The organism is Pseudomonas sp. NFXW11 (genome assembly GCF_049887815.1).
GTDB lineage: Bacteria > Pseudomonadota > Gammaproteobacteria > Pseudomonadales > Pseudomonadaceae > Aquipseudomonas.
Map to the genome: position 1 here is coordinate 104369 of NZ_JAGEKI010000007.1, position 21295 is coordinate 125663.

The 21295-nt window shown below is 63.8% G+C and carries 18 protein-coding genes and 1 pseudogene; 9 read left to right on the top strand and 10 right to left on the bottom strand.

The annotated features are described in order from the left end of the window. The first annotated feature begins 17 nt into the window (after positions 1–17). Complete coding sequence (locus J4P02_RS12940; RefSeq protein ID WP_426190762.1) at positions 18–1721, top strand: ATP-binding response regulator; 1704 nt, start codon at positions 18–20, stop codon at positions 1719–1721. Positions 1722–1903: 182 nt separating this feature from the next. Beyond that, complete coding sequence (locus J4P02_RS12945) at positions 1904–4852, top strand: HD domain-containing phosphohydrolase (protein ID WP_426190763.1); 2949 nt, start codon at positions 1904–1906, stop codon at positions 4850–4852. Positions 4853–4856: 4 nt separating this feature from the next. On the opposite strand, the gene J4P02_RS12950 is transcribed toward J4P02_RS12945, so the two are convergent. Continuing rightward, the gene (locus J4P02_RS12950; RefSeq protein WP_426190764.1) at positions 4857–5339 is read right to left on the bottom strand and encodes a GAF domain-containing protein; all 483 of its coding nucleotides are present in this window, start codon (positions 5337–5339) and stop codon (positions 4857–4859) included. Then, positions 5336–6226: an ATP-binding protein gene (locus tag J4P02_RS12955; protein WP_426190766.1), complete on the bottom strand. Its 891-nt coding sequence runs from the start codon at positions 6224–6226 to the stop codon at positions 5336–5338. Before J4P02_RS12955 ends, J4P02_RS12950 begins: the two co-directional genes overlap by 4 nt. Positions 6227–6391: 165 nt before the next feature. Between J4P02_RS12955 and J4P02_RS12960 the strand changes: the two genes are divergently transcribed. Continuing rightward, positions 6392–8713: a response regulator gene (locus tag J4P02_RS12960; RefSeq protein WP_426190768.1), complete on the top strand. Its 2322-nt coding sequence runs from the start codon at positions 6392–6394 to the stop codon at positions 8711–8713. Here J4P02_RS12960 and J4P02_RS12965 read toward each other — a convergent pair. From J4P02_RS12965 to msrB, 3 genes are all read right to left on the bottom strand, one after another. Next, complete coding sequence (locus J4P02_RS12965) at positions 8697–9158, bottom strand: MarR family winged helix-turn-helix transcriptional regulator (protein ID WP_426190770.1); 462 nt, start codon at positions 9156–9158, stop codon at positions 8697–8699. The two genes, J4P02_RS12960 and J4P02_RS12965, sit on opposite strands and share 17 nt — an antisense overlap. Next, positions 9155–9640, bottom strand: coding sequence for a glutathione peroxidase (locus tag J4P02_RS12970; RefSeq protein ID WP_426190772.1), 486 nt, complete (start codon positions 9638–9640; stop codon positions 9155–9157). The genes J4P02_RS12965 and J4P02_RS12970 overlap by 4 nt, the downstream gene beginning before the upstream one ends. Positions 9641–9748: 108 nt before the next feature. Continuing rightward, positions 9749–10141, bottom strand: a complete 393-nt coding sequence (gene msrB / locus J4P02_RS12975) for a peptide-methionine (R)-S-oxide reductase MsrB (protein ID WP_426190774.1) — start codon at positions 10139–10141, stop codon at positions 9749–9751. Positions 10142–10365: 224 nt separating this feature from the next. Here msrB and J4P02_RS12980 point away from each other — a divergent pair, with 224 nt between their 5' ends. Together J4P02_RS12980 and htpX are read left to right on the top strand one after the other, a co-directional pair. Beyond that, positions 10366–11577, top strand: a complete 1212-nt coding sequence (locus J4P02_RS12980; RefSeq protein ID WP_426190776.1) for a pyridoxal phosphate-dependent aminotransferase — start codon at positions 10366–10368, stop codon at positions 11575–11577. Positions 11578–11867: 290 nt separating this feature from the next. Further along, positions 11868–12755, top strand: coding sequence for a protease HtpX (htpX, locus tag J4P02_RS12985; RefSeq protein WP_426190778.1), 888 nt, complete (start codon positions 11868–11870; stop codon positions 12753–12755). 69 nt (positions 12756–12824) lie between these two features. On the opposite strand, the gene J4P02_RS12990 is transcribed toward htpX, so the two are convergent. Further along, positions 12825–13490, bottom strand: coding sequence for a thiopurine S-methyltransferase (locus tag J4P02_RS12990; RefSeq protein WP_426190781.1), 666 nt, complete (start codon positions 13488–13490; stop codon positions 12825–12827). 102 nt (positions 13491–13592) lie between these two features. Here J4P02_RS12990 and J4P02_RS12995 point away from each other — a divergent pair, with 102 nt between their 5' ends. Further along, positions 13593–14360, top strand: a complete 768-nt coding sequence (locus J4P02_RS12995; protein ID WP_426190783.1) for a DODA-type extradiol aromatic ring-opening family dioxygenase — start codon at positions 13593–13595, stop codon at positions 14358–14360. An 85-nt stretch (positions 14361–14445) separates the two neighbouring features. On the opposite strand, the pseudogene J4P02_RS13000 reads toward J4P02_RS12995, so the two are convergent. Next, positions 14446–16171, bottom strand: a pseudogene (locus tag J4P02_RS13000) (DEAD/DEAH box helicase). A gap of 3 nt (positions 16172–16174) precedes the next feature. Here J4P02_RS13000 and J4P02_RS13005 point away from each other — a divergent pair. After that, a complete protein-coding gene (locus J4P02_RS13005) occupies positions 16175–16534 on the top strand; it encodes a hypothetical protein (RefSeq protein ID WP_426190785.1) in 360 nt (119 codons plus the stop codon). Further along, a complete protein-coding gene (locus J4P02_RS13010; RefSeq protein ID WP_426190787.1) occupies positions 16531–17322 on the top strand; it encodes a crotonase/enoyl-CoA hydratase family protein in 792 nt (263 codons plus the stop codon). The genes J4P02_RS13005 and J4P02_RS13010 overlap by 4 nt, the downstream gene beginning before the upstream one ends. 27 nt (positions 17323–17349) lie before the next feature. Here the strand turns inward: J4P02_RS13010 and J4P02_RS13015 are convergent, their stop codons facing one another. Continuing rightward, entirely contained in the window at positions 17350–18105 is a 756-nt protein-coding gene (locus J4P02_RS13015; protein ID WP_426190789.1) for a spermidine synthase, read from the bottom strand. A gap of 161 nt (positions 18106–18266) precedes the next feature. Here J4P02_RS13015 and J4P02_RS13020 point away from each other — a divergent pair, with 161 nt between their 5' ends. Next, positions 18267–19613 carry a class II 3-deoxy-7-phosphoheptulonate synthase gene (locus J4P02_RS13020; protein ID WP_426190791.1) on the top strand — a complete coding sequence of 449 codons (1347 nt, stop codon included), beginning with the start codon at positions 18267–18269 and terminating at the stop codon, positions 19611–19613. Between the two features lie 65 nt (positions 19614–19678). Here J4P02_RS13020 and J4P02_RS13025 read toward each other — a convergent pair whose 3' ends face one another. Both J4P02_RS13025 and J4P02_RS13030 read right to left on the bottom strand, forming a co-directional pair. Continuing rightward, a complete protein-coding gene (locus tag J4P02_RS13025) occupies positions 19679–20893 on the bottom strand; it encodes a winged helix-turn-helix domain-containing protein (RefSeq protein WP_426190793.1) in 1215 nt (404 codons plus the stop codon). Positions 20894–20959: 66 nt separating this feature from the next. Next, positions 20960–21181, bottom strand: coding sequence for a DUF1127 domain-containing protein (locus J4P02_RS13030; protein WP_426190795.1), 222 nt, complete (start codon positions 21179–21181; stop codon positions 20960–20962). Positions 21182–21295: the final 114 nt, after the last annotated feature.

Below are 21295 nucleotides of genomic sequence, written 5' to 3' on the forward strand. Positions count from 1 at the left end.
CACCGAGTACTGCAGCGATGATCGCCGCCCTGCTCCAGCCTCCGGGCCTCGTCTGGCTACTGCTCCCGCTGCTGGCTTCGGCCTGGTTCTGCTGGCAATGGCGCCAGAGCCACGGGCAACTGCAAGCCCTGGCGCGCACGAACGCCGCCCTGGCCAAGGACAAATGCCGGGCCGAGGAAGCCAGTCAGCGCAAAAGCCACTTCCTGGGCCAGATCGGCCATGAAATCCGCACCCCGCTGAACGCCTTGATCGGCCTGCTGGAACTGGTGCTGCAACGCAGCGAGGCCCACTCGCGCAATTACGCCTCGCTGCAATTGGCCCTGGGCGCTGCCCGGGACCTGCGGGAACTGCTCGGCGACCTGCTGGATATCAGCCGCATCGAGTCGGCGCAGTTGCAACTGAACCCGGCCTGGGCCGACCTGCGCGACAGCGTCGATGCCGTAATGGGGGTGTTCCAGGTCCTGGCCCGGCAGAAGCACCTGCAACTGAGCCTGGAGTTCGAGGCGCCCAGCCCCGAGCCGCAAGTGCTGATCGATGCCCTGCGCTTCAAACAGGTACTGGGCAACCTGCTGAGCAACGCAATCAAGTTCACCCACGAAGGAGAGGTACAGGTCAGGTTGCAGCTGCGGCCGACGGCGCGCACCGGGTATTTCGACCTGCAATTGCAGGTACTGGACAGCGGCATCGGGATTCCCGAAGAGGAACGCCAACGCCTGTTGCTGCCCTTTGCCCAGATTGACCCGAGCCGCCAGTCGCCCCGCGACAGCACCGGGCTCGGGCTGCCGATCAGCCACCAGCTGTGCCTGCAGATGGGCGGCAGCCTGAGCCTGCACGGGCGCGAGGGGCCCGGCAGCGAGGTGCGGGTGCAACTGACCCTGGCCGGGCGCGCTGCCCCTGCGCCAAGCCCGGGGGAAACCCTGGCTGCGAGCACGGGCGCGCCCCTGGATATCCTGCTGGCGGACGACCACCACGCCAGCCTGACCCTGCTGCAGGACCAACTGGAATACCTCGGGCATCGGGTCACCTGCGCCGAGGACGGCATGCAGGCCTATCAACTGTGGTTGGAAGGGGATTTCGACCTGCTGATCCTCGACTGCAACATGCCGTCGATGGATGGCTACCAACTGGCCCGGGCCATCCGCCGCAGCGAACGCCAGCAACGGCGACCAGCGGTGACCCTGCTCGGCTGCAGCGCCAGCGACGATCCACAGACCCGGCAGCGCGGCCTGCAAGCCGGCATGCAGGACTGCCTGTGCAAGCCCCTGGGCCTCGAGTTGCTGGGCCGGCGCCTGGCCGCGGTTACGCCGCTGCCCAGGGTCGACAGTTTCAGCATGCACACCCTGCGTACCCTGACCCGTGGCGAGCCCCTGTTCGCCCGGCGCATGCTCGACGAACTGCTGCGCTGTGCCGGTGCAGACCGACGCCAGCTGGGGTTGATCGCCGCCGATGATCCTCGAGCCCTGGAAGCCCTGGCCCACAAGATCAAGGGCTCGGCGCTGATGGTCGGCGCCGAGCCCTTGCAAGCCGCCTGCGAAGCGCTGGAGCAGGCCTGCCTCGATCCCGCCAACACACCGACAGACAGCGCGATTCGCGCCCTGGACCTGGCCCTGGTGCGCTTCGCCCAATCCTTGCACCACCACCTCGACGCCGCCGCCCAGGCGCCAGGTGCACCCGTGCAAGGCCGAACTCCCAATGTCCCCGACCTGCAGGACCGGCCATAAACCCCTCTTGCGAGAAAAATATCAAAAGGCCAGTATTGCTCGGCGATTGGCTGCATTCCGTCAACTCGCGCTAACGCAACCACCACGCTTTCAATCCCCCGGCAGTGCCGAGGCAGGGACTGCCTGCCTTAACTATGCTTGGGGCCTGAGCCATGCCGCATGCGCCTTTGGAGAGTATTGGAATGCCGAGCACGCCAGCGCCCGTACAACGCCGCTTTCCTCTGCATATCCATATCAGTGCGATGTTCACCCTATTGCTGCTCATGACCGGAGTGGTGCTGGGGATCTACAACTACCAGCAGACCACGCGCCTAATTTTGGGCAGCAGCGAAAAGCTCTTCCAGCGCATCGAACAGGATGTGCACAGCGACCTCAAGGCTACCTACGAACCCATCCGCCACCTGCTCAGCCTGCTGGCCGGAGCACCGGCAGCCCAGGCCCCGGACCTGGTACAACGGCTGGCGCTGCTGCGGCCCTTCAGCCAGGCGCTGAGCGACAACCCGGACCTGGCCTCGCTGTACCTGGGCTACGCCAATGGCGACTTCTTCATGGTGCGCCCCCTGCGCACGGCCGAACTCAGGGAAAAACGCCAGGCCCCGGCGAACAGCGCCTATGAGGTCTGGAGCATCGAGCGCGATGAGCACAACGGCCAGGTCCACTCGCAATCGCTGTTCTACGACAGCGAGCTGTCGCTGATCGAGCGCCTGGAGCGTAGCGATGAGCGCTACGACCCGCGCACCCGCGACTGGTTCGCCAATGCCCGGGGCAATACCGACCAGATCACCACCCGCCCCTATGTGTTCTATTCCACCCTGAATGTCGGCACCACCCTGGCCCGGCGCAGCGGCAAGATGGCGGTGATCGCCGCCGACCTGACCCTCGAGCAACTGTCGGCGACCCTGGCCAAGCACCGGGTCACCCCCACCACCGAGGTGGCCCTGCTGGACGACCAGGGCAATGTGGTGGCCTATCCCGACAGTCACAAGCTGTTGCCCGAGCAGCGCAGCGCGCGCCTGATCAAGGGCGAGGACCTGAGCCCGGTGCTCGAAGCGCTGCTGCATGGGCGTATCTTGAACAACCGCCTGCAAGCCCAGGAGCGCAGTTGGATAGTCGCCAGCAGCCATATCGCCGAGGGCGGTCCCGGCGGCCTGCAACTGGCGCTGCTGGTGCCCGAGGACGAGCTGCTGGCCGACGCCTACCGCCTGCGCTGGCAGGGTGCTTTGATCACCCTGACCACCCTGCTGCTGTGCCTGCCCCTGGGCTGGCTGATCTCGCGGATTCTGGTGCGACCGCTGCACGCCCTGGTGCAGGAGGCCGACGCCATCCGCAGCTTCGATTTCGATTACCCGGTGTCCCGGCGTTCACCGGTGCTGGAGGTGGACCAACTGAGCCTGTCGATGGCGCGGATGAAGGACACCCTGGCGAGTTTCTTCGAGATCAACGCCAGCCTGTCCGCCGAAACCCGCTTCGACCCCCTGCTGCAACGGGTGCTGTTCGAAACGGTGAAGATCGCCCAGGCCCAGGCCGGGCTGATCTACCTCTGCGAGAACAAGGGTACGCAACTGGAGCCCCACGGCCTGATCATCGACGGCCAGCCCCAGGACCTGGAAAGCTACCCCATCGGCAACCGCGACCTGGCCGACAGCGCCACCCCCGAATGGCTCAGGCAATTGACCCGTGATGACAGCCTGGTCACCACCCTGGGCTTCGAGCAGGCCGCCGACCTGCAGTGCGTACTGCAGGCCCTGGACAGCCCCAGCGCCCACCTGGTGGGCATCCGCCTGCGCAACCGGCATAACGAAACCCTGGGCATGCTGCTGTTGCTGCTGGTAGACAGCGGCACCGAAGCCGATTTGGAAAAGCTCAGCGCGGACCGCATCGCCTTTGTCCAGGCGGTGTCCGCTACTGCGGCCCTGTGCATCGAAAGCCAGCGCCTGCAGAACAAGCAGAAGCAACTGCTGGACGCCTTTATCCAGCTGCTGGCCGGGGCTATCGACGCCAAGAGCCCCTACACCGGCGGCCATTGCCAGCGGGTGCCGGCCCTGGCGTTGATGCTGGCCGAGGCCGCGGCCGCCAGCCAGGACCCGAGGTTCGCCGCCTACCAGCCCAGCGAGGACGAATGGGAAGCCTTGCATATTGCCGCCTGGCTGCATGACTGCGGCAAGGTCACCACCCCGGAATACGTGGTGGACAAGGCCACCAAGCTGGAAACCCTGAACGACCGCATCCATGAGATTCGCACCCGTTTCGAGGTGCTCAAGCGCGATGCCTGGATCGACTACTGGCGCGCCCTGGCCGAAGGCACCGGGGAAGCGTTCCCAGCCAGCCAGCGCGATGCGCGGCTGCAGGAGCTGGATGAGGAATTCGCCTTTGTCGCGCGCTGCAACCTGGGCGCGGAATTCATGGCCGAGGCCGACCAGGCACGCCTGCAGAACATTGCCCAGCGCACCTGGAGCCGTACCCTGGACGATCGCCTGGGGGTGTCCTGGGAAGAGCTGCGTCGCCAGGAGCGCACTCCCGCGCCAAGCCTGCCGGTGCTGGAGCCACTGCTGGCGGACAAGCCCGAACACCTTCTGCAACGCAGCGCCAGCGACCTGCTGGCGGCGGACAATCCCTGGGGTTTCAAGCTGCAGGTGCCGGCCCACAAGTACAACCGCGGCGAGCTGTACAACCTGAGCATTCCCCGCGGCACCCTGACCGCCGAGGAGCGCTATGTGATCAACCACCACATAGTGCAGACCATCATCATGCTCGAGCGCCTGCCCTTCCCCAGCCACCTGCAGAACGTGGCGGAGATCGCCGGCGGCCATCACGAGAAGATGGACGGCAGCGGTTACCCCAGGCAGCTCAAGCGCGAGCAGATGAGCCTGCCGGCGCGGATGATGGCCATCGCCGATATCTTCGAAGCCCTGACCGCCGCAGACCGGCCCTACAAGAAGGGCAAGACCCTGAGCGAAGCGCTGAACATCATGGCGATGATGTGCCGCGATGCGCATATCGACCCGGAACTGTTCGAGCTGTTTATCCAGCAGCGGATCTACCAGCAGTACGCCGAGCGCTTCCTCACCACGCAGCAGATCGACCCGGTGGATCAGGCGGCCTTGCTGCACAAGGCCGGGCTGAGCGGCTGAAGCCTCAGCAATCGGTCAGGCGCAGGAAGATGGCCGCCAGGCGCTCGATACCCGCTTGGTCCGCAACGCCAAAGCGCGCCAGGCGCGGGCTGTCCAGGTCGAGCACGCCGAGCAGCCGGCCATCCTTGATCAACGGCACCACCAGCTCGCTGTTGGAAGCGCTGTCACAGGCGATATGCCCGGCGAAGGCATGCACGTCTTCCACCCGTTGGGTCTGCAGGGTGGCCGCCGCGGTGCCGCAGACGCCACGGCCAAAGGGAATCCGCACGCAGGCGATCTGCCCCTGGAACGGGCCGAGCACCAGTTCCTGGTTGCGGTTGAGGTAGAAACCCGCCCAGTTCAGATCATCCAGCTGGCTGAACAGGAAGGCCGAGAACTGCGCGGCATTGGCGATGAAATCACGCTCATCGGCCAGCAGCGACTCCAACTGCGCACACAGCAGCCCATAGCCGTCCAGGCCTTGGCCGGCACTTTGCAAATCGATCATGCTTTTTGCTCCAACAACTGCAAGCCCACCCAATAGCGGGCAAATTGATAGGCACAACGGCCATTGCGGTTACCCCGGCCGGTGGCCCAGCGCACCGCCAGGATGTCCAGCTCTTCACTGCGCTGCCAGCTCAGGCCGGCCTTGCGCGCCAGCTCGCCGATCCAGTGTTCCACCACATTGAGGAAGTGTTCCTGGGTAAAGGGATAGAACGACAGCCACAGGCCGAAGCGATCCGACAGGGCGATCTTGTCCTCCACCGCCTCGCTGGGGTGCAGTTCGCCGTCGACACGCTTCCAGTTCTCGTTGTCGCTTTCCTTTTCCGGCACCAGGTGGCGGCGGTTGGAGGTGGCGTATAGCAGGACATTTTCCGGCGCCTGCTCCAGGGAGCCGTCGAGCACGCTCTTGAGCACCCGGTAGTCACCTTCGCCGGATTCGAACGACAAGTCATCGCAGAACAGCACGAAACGCTGGGGCAGCTTGACCAGTTGCTCCACCACCCGCGGCAGGTCCGCCAGGTGATCGCGCTCGATCTCGATCAGCCGCAGGCCGCCCTTGGCGTGTTCGGCCAGCAGCGCCCGCACCAGGGAGGATTTACCCGTGCCACGGGAACCCCAAAGCAGCGCATGGTTGGCCGGCAGGCCATCGAGGAACTGCTGGGTGTTGCGCGCCAGCTGCTCGCGCTGCTTGTCGACCCCGATCAGGTCGCTCAGGCGCATGTCCAGGCTCACCTCCAGGGGCAGCAGGAAACCGCTGCGCCCTTCCCGCTGCCAACGGGCCGCCAGGCACTGGTTCCAGTCAATCGCCTGGCGCAGGGTGGGCAACAGCGGCTCGATCCGGGCCAGCACCGCATCGGCACGTTCAAGAAATGCAATCAATCGAGCATCCACGACTTTTCCTCAGGCACGTTCAAGGTAATGATGCGGCACGCAGACGAAACGCAGCCCTGATCAAGGGGTCAACTGCCTTATCAGCTGCTGCCAGGCCAGGCCGGCAACCGAAAATGATCAGCTATGCTTGCGCAGCGAAGGGAAACGAAAGTGGTTCAGCCCCCCATGGATATCAAGTTCACCAACCGCCTGTCCTATAAACAGGCCCGGCTCACCGTGCTGGTGGGCTTTATATTGGGGACCGCACTCAGTCTGCTGCAAATCGGCATCGATTATGCCAGTGAAGACGCCTCCATCAACCGGGAAATCCAGTCGCTGCTGGAAATCAGTCACAACCCGGCCTCGCGCATTGCCTACAACATCGACTCCGAACTGGCCCAGGAACTGACCCTGGGCCTGCTGCGTTCCCCGGCGATCATTCGCGCGCAGCTGATCGACAACAACAATACCTTGCTGGCCAATGTCGAACGCCCGCCGCAGGAGAGCGGCTACCGGGCCTTGAGCGACTTCCTGTTCGGTGCCGACCGGCAGTTCGAAGACCGCCTGTTCCTCAGCCACCTGCCGGACGAATCCCTCGGCACCCTGCACCTGGATGTCGACACCTACGCCTTCGGCAGCCGCTTCCTGCGCCGCGCCGAGGTCACCCTGATCAACGGTTTCGCCCGCAGCCTGATCCTCACCGGGATTCTCCTGGCGCTGTTCTACGTGATGCTGACCAAGCCACTGGTGGGGGTGATCCGCGAACTCAGCAGCCGTGACCCGCGCAGTTCGCACCAGGCCAAGCTGGACTTTCCCCACGGCCATGAACTGGATGAGGTGGGGGTGCTGGTCAAGGTCGCCAACCAGCAGTTCGACATCATGGCCACTGAAATCCAGCAACGACGCAACGCCGAAAACCGCCTGACCGAGTACCTCGGCCAGCTGGAAAACATCGTTTCCGCGCGCACCACCGAGCTCAAGGCGAGCAACACCCGGCTCAGCCAGTCCAATGAGGAACTGGAAGTGGCGCGGCGCACCGCCCTGGACATGGCCCAGGCCCGCTCCGCCTTCCTGGCCAACATGAGCCATGAGATCCGCACCCCGCTCAACGGCCTGCTGGGGATGATCGCCCTGTCCCTGGACAGCCCGCTGAACCCCGAGCAGCGCCAGCAGTTGTCCATTGCCCACGACTCGGGCAAGGTCCTGGTGGAACTGCTCAACGATATTCTCGACATGTCCAAGTTCGACGCCGGGCAACTGGAGCTGGAGCGCATTCCCTTCGATCTCGGGGTGCTGGTGGAAGACACCGCCAACCTGCTGTCGCAGAACGCCGCGGCCAGCGTCGAACTGGCGTGCCTGATCGCCCCGGACTTTCCGGCCACGGTGCTGGGGGACCCGACCCGGGTACGGCAGATCGTCAGCAACCTGCTGTCCAACGCCCTCAAGTTCACCCGCTTCGGCCGGGTCGATGTGCGCCTCAGCACCCAGGGCAACGGGGTGCGCATCGAAGTCTGCGACACCGGCATCGGCATCGCCCAGGAAGCCCAGGCCAAGATCTTCCAGCCCTATACCCAGGCCGGGGCCGGTATCACTCGCCAATACGGCGGCACCGGGCTGGGCCTGGCCCTGACCTACAACCTCTGCGAGGCCATGGACGGGCGCCTGAGCATCAGCTCCGAAGTGGGCTTCGGCAGCCAGTTCTGCGCCGACCTGCCGCTGCCCAGCCACACTCCAGCCGCCGTGGTGCCGGCGCTGTCGGGCAAGATCATCGCCATCACCGAGGCCGGCAGCGGCCTGGCCGAGCTGCTGGCCAGCCTGCTGCCGGCCTGGGGCCTGGACTACCAGCGCTGCGATATCGAGGACTCCCTGGCCGGACGCAACCCCGACCTGCTGATCACCGACTGCCCCGAATGCCTGTTCGGCCTGCGCCCGGCCATTACCGCGCCGATCCTGCTGGTGACCGCCTACGGCAACTTCCTGCCCAGCGAACAGGCCAGCGCCCTGGCGCCGCTCCAGCAACAGGCCCGGCCCCTGGCGCGCAATGCCCTGTACCAGACCCTGCGCCGCTCGCTGCTTGCGGAAACCATCACCCTCAACGATGCGCAGCTGGAAATGCCGACCCCCAGCCGCCGGGCCACTATCCTGCTGGTGGAAGACAACCCGGTGAACCAACTGGTGGCCAAGGGCATGCTGAGCAAGCTGGGCTGCACCGTGACCGTGGCCGCCCATGGCGCCGAGGCCCTCAATCAGCTGGAGCAGGGCCGTTTCGACCTGGTGCTGATGGACTGCAATATGCCGGTGATGGATGGCTACGAAGCCAGTCGGCAGATCCGCCGCAGCGGGCGTTGGCCGGACCTGCCGATCATCGCCCTGACCGCCAACGCCATGCCCGAGGAGCGCGACCGCTGCCGCGCCGCCGGCATGAGCGACTACCTGGCCAAGCCGTTTCGTCGCGAAGAGCTGATCGCCCTGCTGGACCTTTGGGTACCGACTACGACCAGGCTCTGATCTGCTGCAGCAGCCGGTCGAGACCGTCGCGCAGCTGATCCAGGTTATTCAGGTCGACCCCGCTGTCGCACAACAGCGCCGCCTTGAGCGACGGCACCTGCTCGCGCAGGGCCCAGCCCGAGGCGCTGAGGCTCAGGTGCACTTCACGCTCGTCGCGCCCAGAGCGCTGGCGCTGCACCAGTTGCAGTTGCTCCAGGCGCTTGAGCAGCGGAGTCAGGGTCCCGGAATCCAGGGCCAGGCGTTCGCCCAGGGCCTTGACCGTGGGCAATGGTGGCGGCTGTTCCTGCCATTCCCACAACACCAGCATCACCAGGTATTGCGGGTAGGTCAGGCCCAGGCGGTCGAGCATTGGCTTGTAGCCACGCACCACCGCTCGCGACGCGGCGTACAGCTTGAAGCACAGCTGGCGGTCGAGCTTGAGTGAATCCACGGGCAGTTCGTTCATTTGAGCAGGGCTTCGATCTCGCGGCTCAGGTCCTGGGGCTTGGTTGCCGGGGCGAAACGCTTGACCAGCTTGCCGTCCCGGTCGATCAGGAACTTGGTGAAGTTCCATTTGATGCCCTGGGAACCGAGCACCCCGGGGGCGCGCTTCTTCAACTGCACGAACAGCGGATGGGCGCCGGCGCCGTTGACCTCGATCTTCTTGAACAGGGGGAAGCTGACGCCGTAGTTCAGCTCGCAGAACTCGGAAATGGCCCCTTCGTTACCCGGTTCCTGCTTGCCGAACTGGTTGCAGGGAAAGCCCAGTACCACCAGGCCCTGGTCCTTGTAGGTCTGCCACAGCTGCTCCAGGCCCTTGTACTGCGGGGTGAAGCCGCACTTGCTGGCGGTATTGACCACCAGTACGGCCTTGCCGGCGTAATCCGCCAGGGTTTTCTGTTCGCCCTTGATGGTGGTGCAGGGGATGGTCAGCAGTGCATCGGTCATGACAGCGACTCCATGGGTGGATAAGAAGGGATAAAAGTAGTACTCAATTAAATTGCACGCAATTTAAATCAGTAAAAATCAGGCGGCTCCCGGGAGCCGCCTGTCGCTCTAGCGGGGCACCAGGTCCAGGCACACCGAGTTGATGCAGTAACGCAGCCCGGTGGGTGGCGGGCCATCCGGGAACACATGGCCCAGGTGGGCGTCGCATTTGCCGCAGACCACTTCGGTACGGATCATGCCGTGGCTCAGGTCGCGGATCTCGATCATCGCGCTGTCGGCAATCGGCTCGTAGAAGCTGGGCCAGCCACAACCGGAGTCGAATTTGGCCCTGGAATCGAACAACGGCTCGCTGCAGCAGACGCAGTGATAGACCCCGTCGGTCTTGGTGGCGTTGTACTTGCCCGAAAAGGGCCGCTCCGTGCCCTTGAGGCGACAGACGTTGTACTGCTCCGGATCGAGCATCGCCCGCCATTCTTCCAGGGTTTTTTCCAGCTTTTCCATGGTCCTTCCTCTGCAACGGAAAAAGCCCGATCTGCGTCTTTTCCACAGATCGGGCGGCACGTATGATTGCGCCTCGTCAGACGCCAGTCTGGCAGCCGCGTTACACCCATTCAAACGGATTTTGCCGTCTCCGGTACGGGCCACGGGCCGGTGTGACACGGCAGGATTCCCAGTACGGTAGTTCATCCTCCGCCTGGATCGTTCATTTTCGGGAACACATCGCCATGCAGGTCAGCAAATCGAACAAGCTCGCCAACGTCTGTTATGACATTCGCGGCCCAGTGCTCAAGCACGCCAAACGCCTGGAAGAGGAAGGCCATCGCATCCTCAAGCTGAATATCGGCAACCCGGCGCCCTTTGGTTTCGAAGCGCCGGACGAGATTCTCCAGGACGTGATCCGCAACCTGCCCACTGCCCAGGGCTACAGCGATTCCAAGGGCCTGTTCAGCGCGCGCAAGGCGGTGATGCAGTACTACCAGCAGAAGCAGGTGGAAGGCATCGGTATCGAAGACATCTACCTGGGCAACGGTGTTTCCGAGCTGATCGTGATGGCCATGCAGGCCCTGCTCAACAATGGCGACGAAGTGCTGGTGCCGGCCCCCGACTACCCGCTGTGGACCGCCGCGGTGAGCCTGGCCGGTGGCAACCCGGTGCACTACCTGTGCGATGAACAGGCCAACTGGTGGCCGGACCTGGCCGACATCAAGGCCAAGATCACCCCCAACACCAAGGCCCTGGTGATCATCAACCCGAACAACCCCACCGGCGCGGTGTACCCCAAGGAAGTGCTGCTGGGCATGCTGGAACTGGCGCGCCAGCACAACCTGGTGGTGTTCTCCGACGAAATCTACGACAAGATCCTCTACGACGACGCCGTGCATATCTGCACCGCTTCCCTGGCGCCAGACCTGTTGTGCCTGACCTTCAACGGCCTGTCCAAATCCTATCGCGTGGCCGGCTTCCGCTCCGGCTGGGTGGCCATTTCCGGGCCCAAGCAGCACGCCCTGAGCTATATCGAAGGCATCGACATGCTGGCCAACATGCGCCTGTGTGCCAACGTGCCGAGCCAGCATGCGATCCAGACCGCCCTGGGCGGCTACCAGAGCATCAACGACCTGGTGCTGCCGCCAGGCCGCCTGCTGGAACAGCGCAACCGTACCTGGGAGTTGCTCAACGACATTCCCGGGGTCAGCTGCGTCAAGCCCATGGGCGCGCTCTATGCCTTCCCGCGGATCGACCCCAAGATCTGCCCGATCCATAACGACGAAAAGTTCGTCCTCGACCTGCTGCTCTCGGAAAAGCTCCTGGTGGTGCAAGGCACGGCGTTCAACTGGCCATGGCCGGATCACTTCCGCGTGGTGACCCTGCCGCGGGTGGATGACCTGGAACAGGCCATAGGTCGCATCGGAACTTTCCTCAAATCCTATCGCCAGTAACCTGCATACGCAGTGCGATCCTTACCCGATCGCACTGCGATTAATTCAGCAACACATCTTCACTGCCCTGCTCCACGCCCCTTCTATAAGCTTGCACTTTCCGCCCTGCCCACTGTCACAGGTTCTGCGTCGCTGCCGCATAACGGCCGTCGCGTGCGGTTGGTCATGGCGTTGTAACCCACGCCCCAGGCGACACAGTTTGAAATAGAAGCCGTGTTGAATAGGCCGTTAGCGCACCTTATATACCCCGCAGTACGCAACATCTTTAGCTTGAGGAGATTTCTACAACCATGATGCGAATCCTGCTGTTTTTGGCCACTAACCTTGCGGTCGTGCTGATTGCCAGCATTACCCTGAGCCTTTTCGGCTTCAACGGGTTCATGGCGGCCAACGGGGTTGATCTGAACCTCAATCAGCTGCTGATTTTCTGTGCGGTCTTCGGTTTTGCCGGCTCGCTGTTCTCGCTGTTCATCTCCAAGTGGATGGCGAAGATGAGCACCAGCACCCAGATCATCACCCAACCGCGCACCCGCCATGAGCAATGGTTGCTGCAAACCGTTGAGCAACTGTCCCGCGAAGCCGGAATCAAGATGCCCGAGGTGGGTATTTTCCCGGCCTACGAGGCCAACGCCTTCGCCACCGGCTGGAACAAGAACGACGCCCTGGTGGCGGTCAGCCAGGGCCTGCTGGAGCGTTTCTCGCCCGATGAAGTCAAGGCCGTGCTGGCCCACGAGATCGGCCACGTGGCCAACGGCGACATGGTCACCCTGGCGCTGATCCAGGGCGTGGTGAACACCTTCGTGATGTTCTTTGCGCGGATCATCGGCAATTTCGTCGACAAGGTGATCTTCAAGAACGAAGAAGGCCAGGGTATCGCCTACTACGTGGCGACCATCTTCGCCGAACTGGTACTGGGCATTCTCGCCAGCGCCATCGTCATGTGGTTCTCGCGCAAGCGCGAATACCGTGCCGACGAAGCCGGTGCCCGCCTGGCCGGCACCAACGCGATGATCGGCGCCCTGCAGCGCCTGCGTTCGGAACAGGGCCTGCCGGTGCATATGCCCGACACCCTGAACGCCTTCGGCATCAACGGCGGCATCAAGCAGGGCCTGGCACGCATGTTCATGAGCCACCCGCCGCTGGAAGAACGCATCGACGCCCTGCGTCGTCGCGGCTGATCCGCTAGCGGAAACACCCAAAAGGGCGACGCGAGTCGCCCTTTTGCATGGCCGAGGAAAAAGCTCCGCTCAACACCCGCCCTGTCGGCGCAGGCGATAGACCCGCTCCACCAAGCGGGTGACCCCGCCCTGGAGAAACTTCCAGCTTTCACCCAGGATGTCGCGCTCGGTTTCCACCTGCAGATCCCAGACCCCGCCGAGGCGCTCGCGGACCTCATCGTCGAGTACCGCGAAGGGCGGGCCGTCCAACTGCTCCTGGGCGTAATCCATGGTGATCAGCAACCCCTGGCTGCCCTCGGGTAGCAGGCCATTGAGGTGCGCGGCGTAGCGCTGGCGCATCGCTGGAGGCAAGGCAATCATCGCCGCACGGTCATAGAGCGCCGTGCAGCCGCCAAGGTGCTCGCGGGTCAAGGCGAAGAAGTCTCCGCACCAGAGCTGGATAAGGCCCTCGGCATAGACCTTGAAAGGCCCTTGCTGGCTGATCTTCGGCTGTAACTGGTGTTCGCGGAAGAAGTCCTCCACCGCCTTTTCCGACAGCTCGATACCCAGCACCTGATGACCCTGGCCAGCCAGCCAGATCAGGTCCAGGCTCTTGCCGCACAGCGGCACCAACACCCGACTCCCCGCAGGCAGGCCCAGGGCCGGCCAGTACTGGCGCAGATAGGGATTGACCTCGGCCAGGTGAAAGCCGATCTGGTCGTTTTCCCAGCGCTTGTGCCAAAAATCCGCTTGCATGAGGTGTCCTTAAAATTCGATCAAAAAGCGCTAAAACTTATATTAGATTTAGATCAATGATCTGACTGAAGATGGCGCATCTTAACCTTGAGGGCCCTCTTCATGCTTCCCAGCCTGTTTATCTCCCACGGCTCCCCCATGCTCGCCCTGGAACCCGGTGCCAGCGGCCCGGCACTGGCCAAGCTGGCGGCGCAATTGCCACGCCCCAAGGCGATCCTGGTGGTTTCGGCGCACTGGGAAAGCAACGACCTGCGGGTCAGCTCCCACCCGCACCCGGAAACCTGGCATGACTTCGGCGGTTTCCCTGCCGCACTGTTCGCCGTGCAGTACCCGGCGCCCGGCAACCCCGAACTGGCCGTGCAGGTGGTGGAACTGCTGCAGGCCGACGGCCTGGCGGCGCAACTCGACCCGCAGCGTCCTTTCGACCATGGCACCTGGGTGCCGCTGTCGCTGATGTACCCGCAAGCGGATATTCCAGTGGTCCAGCTGTCGCTGCCCAGCCGCCAGGGCCCGGCCCTGCAGACCCGCATCGGCCAGGCCCTGGCCAGCCTGCGGGACCAGGGCGTGCTGTTGATCGGCTCCGGCAGCATCACCCATAACCTGCGGGAACTGGACTGGCATGCCGGCCCGGACAGCGTCGAGCCCTGGGCCCAGGCCTTTCGCGACTGGATGATCGACAAGCTGGCCGCCAACGACCAGGAGGCCCTGCACCATTACCGGCAGCTGGCGCCCCACGCGGTGCGCAGCCACCCCAGCGACGAACACCTGCTGCCGCTGTATTTCGCCCGAGGCGCCGGTGGGGACTTCAGCCTGGCCCACCAGGGCTTCACCCTGGGCGCGCTGGGCATGGACATCTACCGCTTCGGCTGATTGCCCGCCTCTTGAATCGCAGGCAAAAAAAATCCCCGAACCAGTCGGGGATTTTTTCTGCCTGATCAATCAGCCCAAGGGCCGATCAATCTTCGCGATAACGACGCAGCTTGAGCTGCTTGCCGGCAACGCGAGTGTCTTTCAACTTGGTCAGCAGACGGTCCAGGCCTTCTTCCGGCAGCTCGACCAGGCTGAAGCTGTCACGCACCTGGATACGACCGATGGCTTCGCGGGCCAGGCCACCTTCGTTGAGGATCGCGCCCAAGAGGTTCTTGGCGGCGATGCCATCACGGGCGCCCAGTGCGGTACGGCAACGGGCACGGCCTTCACCCAGCGGCATTGGCGCACGACGCTCACGGTCACCACGATCCGGACGATCACCGGAACGCTCAGGACGATCGCCACGTGGCGCGCTGTTTGGCACCAGTGGGCGCTCTTTCTCGATCGCTGCCAGGTTCAGCGCTTGGCCGTTAGTGGCCTTGCGCAGCAGGGCCGCGGCCAGGGCACGCGGGCTGCAACCGATGTCGGCAGTCAGGCGATCCAGCAGGTCACCGTGGGTCGCTTCAGCGTCAGCCACCAGCGGCGACAGGCTGTTGGTCAGCTTCTTGATGCGAGCATCGAGAACCGCCTGGGCGTCCGGCAGGCGAACTTCGGCCACTTTCTGCCCGGTTACACGCTCGATCACTTGCAACATGCGGCGCTCACGCGGAGTCACCAGCAGCAGGGCACGGCCTTCGCGACCGGCACGGCCGGTACGACCGATACGGTGAACGTAGGATTCCGGATCGTAGGGCATGTCCACGTTGAATACGTGGGTGATGCGCGGTACGTCCAGGCCACGAGCGGCAACGTCGGTGGCTACAACGATGTCCAGGCGGCCATCCTTGAGGGAGTCGATCACCCGCTCACGCTGGTTCTGGGCAATGTCGCCGTTCAGCGCAGCGGCCTTGTAGCCTTTGGCTTCCAGGGCGCTGGCCAGGTCCAGGGTGGCTTGCTTGGTGCGCACGAACATGATCAGGGCGTCGAAATCCTCGACTTCCAGCAGGCTCAGAACGGCAGAGGTCTTCTGGTCGGCGTGAACCAGCAGGTGAGCCTGCTCGATCGCGGTGACGGTCTGGGTCTTGCTCTGGATCTTGACGTGTTTCGGGTCTTTCAGGTGACGCTCGGCGATGGCCCGGATCGACTGCGGCAGGGTGGCCGAGAACAGTACGGTCTGACGGGACTCCGGCATGGCCTTGAAGATGACTTCCAGGTCATCCATAAAGCCCAGCTTGAGCATTTCGTCGGCTTCGTCGAGAACCAGGTGGTTCACGGTGGTCAGGACTTTCTCGTCGCGACGCAGGTGGTCGCAGAGACGGCCCGGGGTGGCGACAACGATCTGTGCGCCGTTACGGATCGCTTTCAGTTGTGGGCCCATCGGCGCACCGCCGTAGACGGCCACAACAGTCACGCCCGGCATTTGCTTGGCGTAGGTTTCGAAAGCGGTTGCTACTTGCAGCGCCAACTCACGGGTTGGGGCCAGGATCAGAGCTTGCGGCTCGCGCTTGGACGGATCAATGCGGTGCAGGATAGGCAGGGCAAAGGCAGCGGTCTTACCGGTACCGGTTTGCGCCTGGCCGATCATATCGTGCCCGGCAAGGATGATCGGGATCGACTGCTGCTGAATGGCCGAAGGCTCTTCATAGCCGGTAGCGACTACTGCAGCGACAATATTGGGATGAAGTTCAAGAGCGGCGAAGCCGCCGATTTCCTGGGTCATGGGTCTGCCTCTAAGTGCATCCGCAAAGACCACAAGCTCCAAAGCTGCACATGCCATGAAAGACTCGAAGAGTCACCCTGGCAGCTTTGTCGGCGGGGATTTGCGAAAACGATTGAAAGAAATGAACGTCAAGGATAGTCCGCGTAGCGGACAAGCAGCCGAAGCTGACTTCGGGGAAATGCGTTACCTAAACGAGGCCCGGTTAAAGGCCGGCGCGCACTATACCGGAATTACTCAAAAAGTGGAGCTTTTTTTATCGGAAAAATCCACTGAACTGCCGATTGTCATGGGCTTTGCGCAGACTCGGACGACGAACTACTTTGCTCAGATCCCACCTTGCCAAAGGCAGAACTTAAACGTTTCACCTGGATGTTCGAAATCCTTCCCACCGACACGTAGAGGACCGCGCCCGTGAATCAGCCCAGTATCAGCCGCGTCAGCCGCGCACAACGCGGCCACCTGTTCCTTATCGGCCTGGATCGGGTCGGCAAACGCAACGCCTTCGACCTTGAACTGCTCAACCAACTGAGCCTGGCCTACGGCGAGTTCGAAGCCAGCAGCCAGGCGCGCATTGCCGTGGTGTTCGGCCATGGCGAGCATTTCACCGCCGGGCTGGACCTGGCCAATGTCGGCGCGGCCCTGGCCCAGGGCTGGCAGGCACCGCCCGGTGGCTGCGACCCCTGGGGCGTGTTCGCCGGCCCGCGGGTGAGCAAGCCGGTGATAGTCGCGGTGCAGGGCTACTGCCTGACCATTGGTATCGAGCTGATGCTGGCCGCCGATATCAACCTGTGCGCCAGCAACACCCGCTTCGCCCAGATGGAAGTACAACGCGGGATCTTTCCCTTTGGCGGCGCGACCCTGCGCCTGCATCAACTGGCGGGCTGGGGCAATGCCATGCGCTGGCTGCTGACCGGGGACGAATTCGATGCCCATGAAGCCCTGCGCCTGGGGCTGGTGCAGGAAGTGGTGGCCAGCGAAGACCTGCTGCCCCGAGCCATCGAGCTGGCCGAGCGGATCGCCCGCCAGGCGCCCCTGGGGGTGCAGGCGACCCTGATGTCGGCGCGCCAGGCCCGGCTTGAAGGGGAAACCATCGCCGCCCAGGGCCTGGCGCCACTGGTGCGCACGCTAATGGCGAGCGAGGACGCCAAGGAAGGCGTGCGGGCGATGCTGGAAAAGCGTCCGGGAGTATTCAAGGGCTGCTGAAGCCGGCGCCTGACCGGCCCCGCAACCTCAGGTGGCGGGACGGATGGCCTTGATCAATGGCTGCAACGAATAGCCCAGGCGCGGCGCCAGGGCTTCGGCCCGGGCATTCAAGGCGGGCAAGTCCAGCTCCTGGTCGAGATCGGACGGCACGATCAGGATCACGTTGCCCTCCTTCACCGGCAGTTCCCAGTAATGCCGATGGTAGAGCCCGCGCAACAGCGCCGCGCCCAGGGGCTTGCCGTCGTCGGTGGCCCACTGGTTGATCACCAGCCAGCCGCCAGGGTTGAGGCGCTTCTGGCAGTTCTCCAGGAAACTCCAGGCCAGGTGCCCGACGCCGGGGCCGACATCGGTGTACAGGTCGACGAAGATCAGGTCCGCCGACTCGGCGCTGTCCAGCAGTTCCAGGGCATCGCCCACTCTTATATAGAGGCGCGGATCGTCGTCCAGCCCCAGGTATTCGATGGCCAGGCGTGGCACATCCGGGCGCAGCTCGATGGCCTCGACGTCTTCCAGGGGCAGGAACTTCAGGCAGGCCTGGGTCAGGGTGCCGGCCCCCAGGCCAAGAAACAGCGCGCTTTCCGGCGCGGCGTGGCACAGGGCGCCAATCAGCATGGCCCGGGTGTAGTCGTACTCCAGCCAACTGGGGTCGGCGGTGAACACGCAGCTTTGCTCGATGGCATCGCCAAATTCGAGAAAGCGGTAATCATCCACTTCATATACCCGGATCATGCCGAACGAGTCGTGCACTTCGGCGAGCAGGCGCTCGACGCGCTCCTCAGTCATTTCATCTCCTAGCGGCGTCGACGCAAAAGCGCTGCGGCGCAATAAACCAAACGCTCGGCGACGAGCGGGAAAGGCGCGATTGTCGGCCAAGCAAGAGGAACAGGTCACGCACTAATTTGCTGCTAACATGCCTCTCCCACCGTAAAGCACTCGAGTCCGCGATGAGCCAACCCTGGAGCCCCGACAGCTGGCGCGCCCTGCCGATCCAGCAACAACCCCACTATCCCGACGCGGCGCACCTGCTGCAGGTGGAGCAAACCCTGGCCAGTTATCCACCACTGGTATTTGCCGGCGAAGCCCGGGAGTTGCGTCGCCAGTTCGCTGAAGTCACCCAGGGCCGGGCCTTTCTGCTGCAGGGCGGCGATTGCGCCGAAAGCTTTGCCGAGTTCTCTGCGGCGAAGATCCGCGACACCTTCAAGGTACTGCTGCAGATGGCGATCGTCATGACCTTCGCCGCCGGCTGCCCGGTGGTCAAGGTTGGGCGCATGGCCGGCCAGTTCGCCAAGCCGCGCTCGGCCAACGACGAAACCATCAACGGTGTGACCCTGCCGGCCTATCGCGGCGACATCGTCAACGGCATCGGCTTCGATGAAAAAAGCCGGGTGCCGGACCCCGACCGCCTGTTGCAGTCCTATCACCAGGCCACCGCCACCCTCAACCTGCTGCGGGCCTTCGCCCAGGGCGGTTTCGCCGACCTGCACCAGGTGCACAAGTGGAACCTGGACTTCATCGCCAACTCGGCCCTGGCGGAAAAATACAGCCAACTGGCCGACCGCATCGATGAAACCCTGGCCTTTATGCGCGCCTGTGGCATGGACAGCTCGCCGCAACTGCGCGAAACCAGCTTCTTCACCGCCCACGAAGCCTTGCTGCTGAACTACGAAGAAGCCTTCGTACGTCGCGACAGCCTGACCAACGACTACTACGACTGCTCGGCGCACATGCTGTGGATCGGCGACCGTACCCGGCAACTGGACGGTGCCCATGTGGAGTTCCTACGTGGGGTGAACAACCCGATCGGGGTCAAGGTCGGCCCGAGCATGGATACCCAAGAGCTGATCCGCCTGATCGATATCCTCAACCCGAGCAACGATCCCGGCCGCCTCAACCTGATCGTGCGCATGGGCGCCAACAAGGTCGGCGACCATCTGCCACGGCTGATTCAAGCGGTGCAGCGCGAAGGCAAGCAGGTGCTGTGGAGCTCGGACCCGATGCACGGCAACACCATCAAGGCCAGCAGCGGCTACAAGACCCGGGACTTCGCGCAGATCCTCACCGAGGTCAAAGAGTTCTTCCAGGTGCATGAAGCCGAGGGCAGCTATGCCGGCGGCATCCATATCGAGATGACCGGGCAGAACGTCACCGAATGCATTGGTGGTGCGCGGCCGATTACCGAAGACGGCCTGTCGGACCGCTACCACACTCACTGCGATCCGCGGATGAATGCCGACCAGTCCCTGGAACTGGCCTTCCTGATTGCCGAGACCCTGAAGCAGGTCAAGCGCTAAAGCGCCCTTCGCGGGCAAGCCCGCTCCTACACACCTTTGTTGCAGCGGGCTTGCCCGCGAAGCTGTTAAAACAGCACCCGCCCCAACCGCCGTGCGCCATCGCGCTGGCAATTGAGCTGAATCTGCTCCAGCCCCAACCAGCCAGCCATCTGCCGCAACTGCCTGGCCAGGGCCTGGATGCCCTCCTCGTCCAGCCCGACCTCTTCCTCATGCACGCCATGTATCGCCAGGCGTCCCTGGGCCCGTTCGGCCCGCAGATCGACTCGCGCGGCAATCCGCTCGTGATGCAGGAACGGCAGCACGTAGTAGCCATAGACCCGCTTGTGCGACGGGGTGTAGATCTCCAGGCGATAGCGGAAATCGAACAGCCGCTCGGTGCGGTTGCGCTCCCAGATCAGCGAATCGAAAGGTGACAGCAGCGCACTGGCCTCGACCTTGCGCGGCACCTTGACTGCGGGCAGGCAATAAGCCGGCTGGCGCCAGCCCTGCACTTCACAGCGGTGCAACTGGCCGGACTCCAGCAACTCGGCCAGGCGTGCCTGGCTGTCAGCCGGGTCGAGACGAAAGTAATCCCGCAGGTCCTTTTCCGTGGCCACGCCCAAGGCACTGGCCGCCTGCAACAGCAGCTGCCGCTGGGCCTGCGCTTCATCCAGCACGGGTTGGCGGAAAATTTCCGGGGCCAGCACCCGCTCCGGCAAGTCATACAGACGTTCGAAACCCCGGCGCCCGGCCACCGTCACCTCGCCGGCGGCGAACAACCATTCCAGGGCATGCTTTTCCGCGCTCCAGTCCCACCAGGGGCCGGCACGCTCCTGGCGACTGGACAGGCTGCCGGCGCCCAGCGCGCCCTGCTCCTCGACCGCCGCCAGCACCCGGCGGATGGTGGCCAACTGTTCCTGGCCAAAACGCGCCAACTGGCTATAGATGCCGCGGCCCTCGGCGGCGCGCTGCATCCGCCAGCGCAGCAGCGGGTACATGGACATCGGCAGCAACGAGGCTTCGTGCCCCCAGTACTCGAACAGGGTGCGCTGCCGCCCCTGGCTCCAGGCGGCCTGGTCGAGCAATTGCTGTGGATAACTGCCAAGGCGGGAAAACAACGGCAGGTAGTGGGAACGCACCAGGGCGTTGACCGAATCGATCTGCAACAGGCCCAGGCTTTCTATCTGCCGATTGAGCCGCGCGGCCTTGATCGGGGCCGGGGCCTGGCGCCCATTGAACCCTTGGGCGGCCAGTGCCAGGCGCCGGGCCTGCTTGAGAGAGAAACTGCGTGCTGCGGGCATGGGCATCTCCTTGTCTGCCCGCACGCTAGCGCACCGAGGCCCGGCTTGGGTAGCCGCTGCACGGATTCATTTTTGCAGCGGATCGTCCCAGAACGGGCGAACCCGCTCATGCTCGACATCCGCCCGACTCAGCCCCAGGTCCTTGAGCGCCGAATCGCTCAACCCGGCGAGCAGGCGCCGCTCGTGGCCCAGCTCATACCAGCGCAGCGTCTTGTGCCACAAGGCACTGATCGACAGCGTCGCCAATGACAGCCCAGGAACTTCTGCATAACCTCTTTGACTTTTCATCATCTCGTCCTCCAGTGGCGATGACGACAGTCTCTTCCCTGGCCTTGGATCAATCCAACGAATGTTTCTTATGCAGTGCATCTCAAAATTTGATGAATAACCCGGCGCCTGCTG

What these genes read in the sequence shown, in the direction of transcription:
- J4P02_RS12940 (WP_426190762.1), top strand. Translation starts at nt 18, where the DNA reads ATGATCGCCGCCCTGCTCCAGCCTCCGGGCCTCGTCTGGCTACTGCTC.
- J4P02_RS12945 (WP_426190763.1), top strand. Translation starts at nt 1,904, where the DNA reads ATGCCGAGCACGCCAGCGCCCGTACAACGCCGCTTTCCTCTGCATATC.
- J4P02_RS12950 (WP_426190764.1), bottom strand. Translation starts at nt 5,339, where the DNA reads ATGATCGATTTGCAAAGTGCCGGCCAAGGCCTGGACGGCTATGGGCTG.
- J4P02_RS12960 (WP_426190768.1), top strand. Translation starts at nt 6,392, where the DNA reads ATGGATATCAAGTTCACCAACCGCCTGTCCTATAAACAGGCCCGGCTC.
- J4P02_RS12965 (WP_426190770.1), bottom strand. Translation starts at nt 9,158, where the DNA reads ATGAACGAACTGCCCGTGGATTCACTCAAGCTCGACCGCCAGCTGTGC.
- J4P02_RS12970 (WP_426190772.1), bottom strand. Translation starts at nt 9,640, where the DNA reads ATGACCGATGCACTGCTGACCATCCCCTGCACCACCATCAAGGGCGAA.
- msrB (WP_426190774.1), bottom strand. Translation starts at nt 10,141, where the DNA reads ATGGAAAAGCTGGAAAAAACCCTGGAAGAATGGCGGGCGATGCTCGAT.
- J4P02_RS12980 (WP_426190776.1), top strand. Translation starts at nt 10,366, where the DNA reads ATGCAGGTCAGCAAATCGAACAAGCTCGCCAACGTCTGTTATGACATT.
- htpX (WP_426190778.1), top strand. Translation starts at nt 11,868, where the DNA reads ATGATGCGAATCCTGCTGTTTTTGGCCACTAACCTTGCGGTCGTGCTG.
- J4P02_RS12990 (WP_426190781.1), bottom strand. Translation starts at nt 13,490, where the DNA reads ATGCAAGCGGATTTTTGGCACAAGCGCTGGGAAAACGACCAGATCGGC.
- J4P02_RS12995 (WP_426190783.1), top strand. Translation starts at nt 13,593, where the DNA reads ATGCTTCCCAGCCTGTTTATCTCCCACGGCTCCCCCATGCTCGCCCTG.
- J4P02_RS13005 (WP_426190785.1), top strand. Translation starts at nt 16,175, where the DNA reads ATGAAAGACTCGAAGAGTCACCCTGGCAGCTTTGTCGGCGGGGATTTG.
- J4P02_RS13015 (WP_426190789.1), bottom strand. Translation starts at nt 18,105, where the DNA reads ATGACTGAGGAGCGCGTCGAGCGCCTGCTCGCCGAAGTGCACGACTCG.
- J4P02_RS13020 (WP_426190791.1), top strand. Translation starts at nt 18,267, where the DNA reads ATGAGCCAACCCTGGAGCCCCGACAGCTGGCGCGCCCTGCCGATCCAG.
- J4P02_RS13025 (WP_426190793.1), bottom strand. Translation starts at nt 20,893, where the DNA reads ATGCCCGCAGCACGCAGTTTCTCTCTCAAGCAGGCCCGGCGCCTGGCA.
- J4P02_RS13030 (WP_426190795.1), bottom strand. Translation starts at nt 21,181, where the DNA reads ATGAAAAGTCAAAGAGGTTATGCAGAAGTTCCTGGGCTGTCATTGGCG.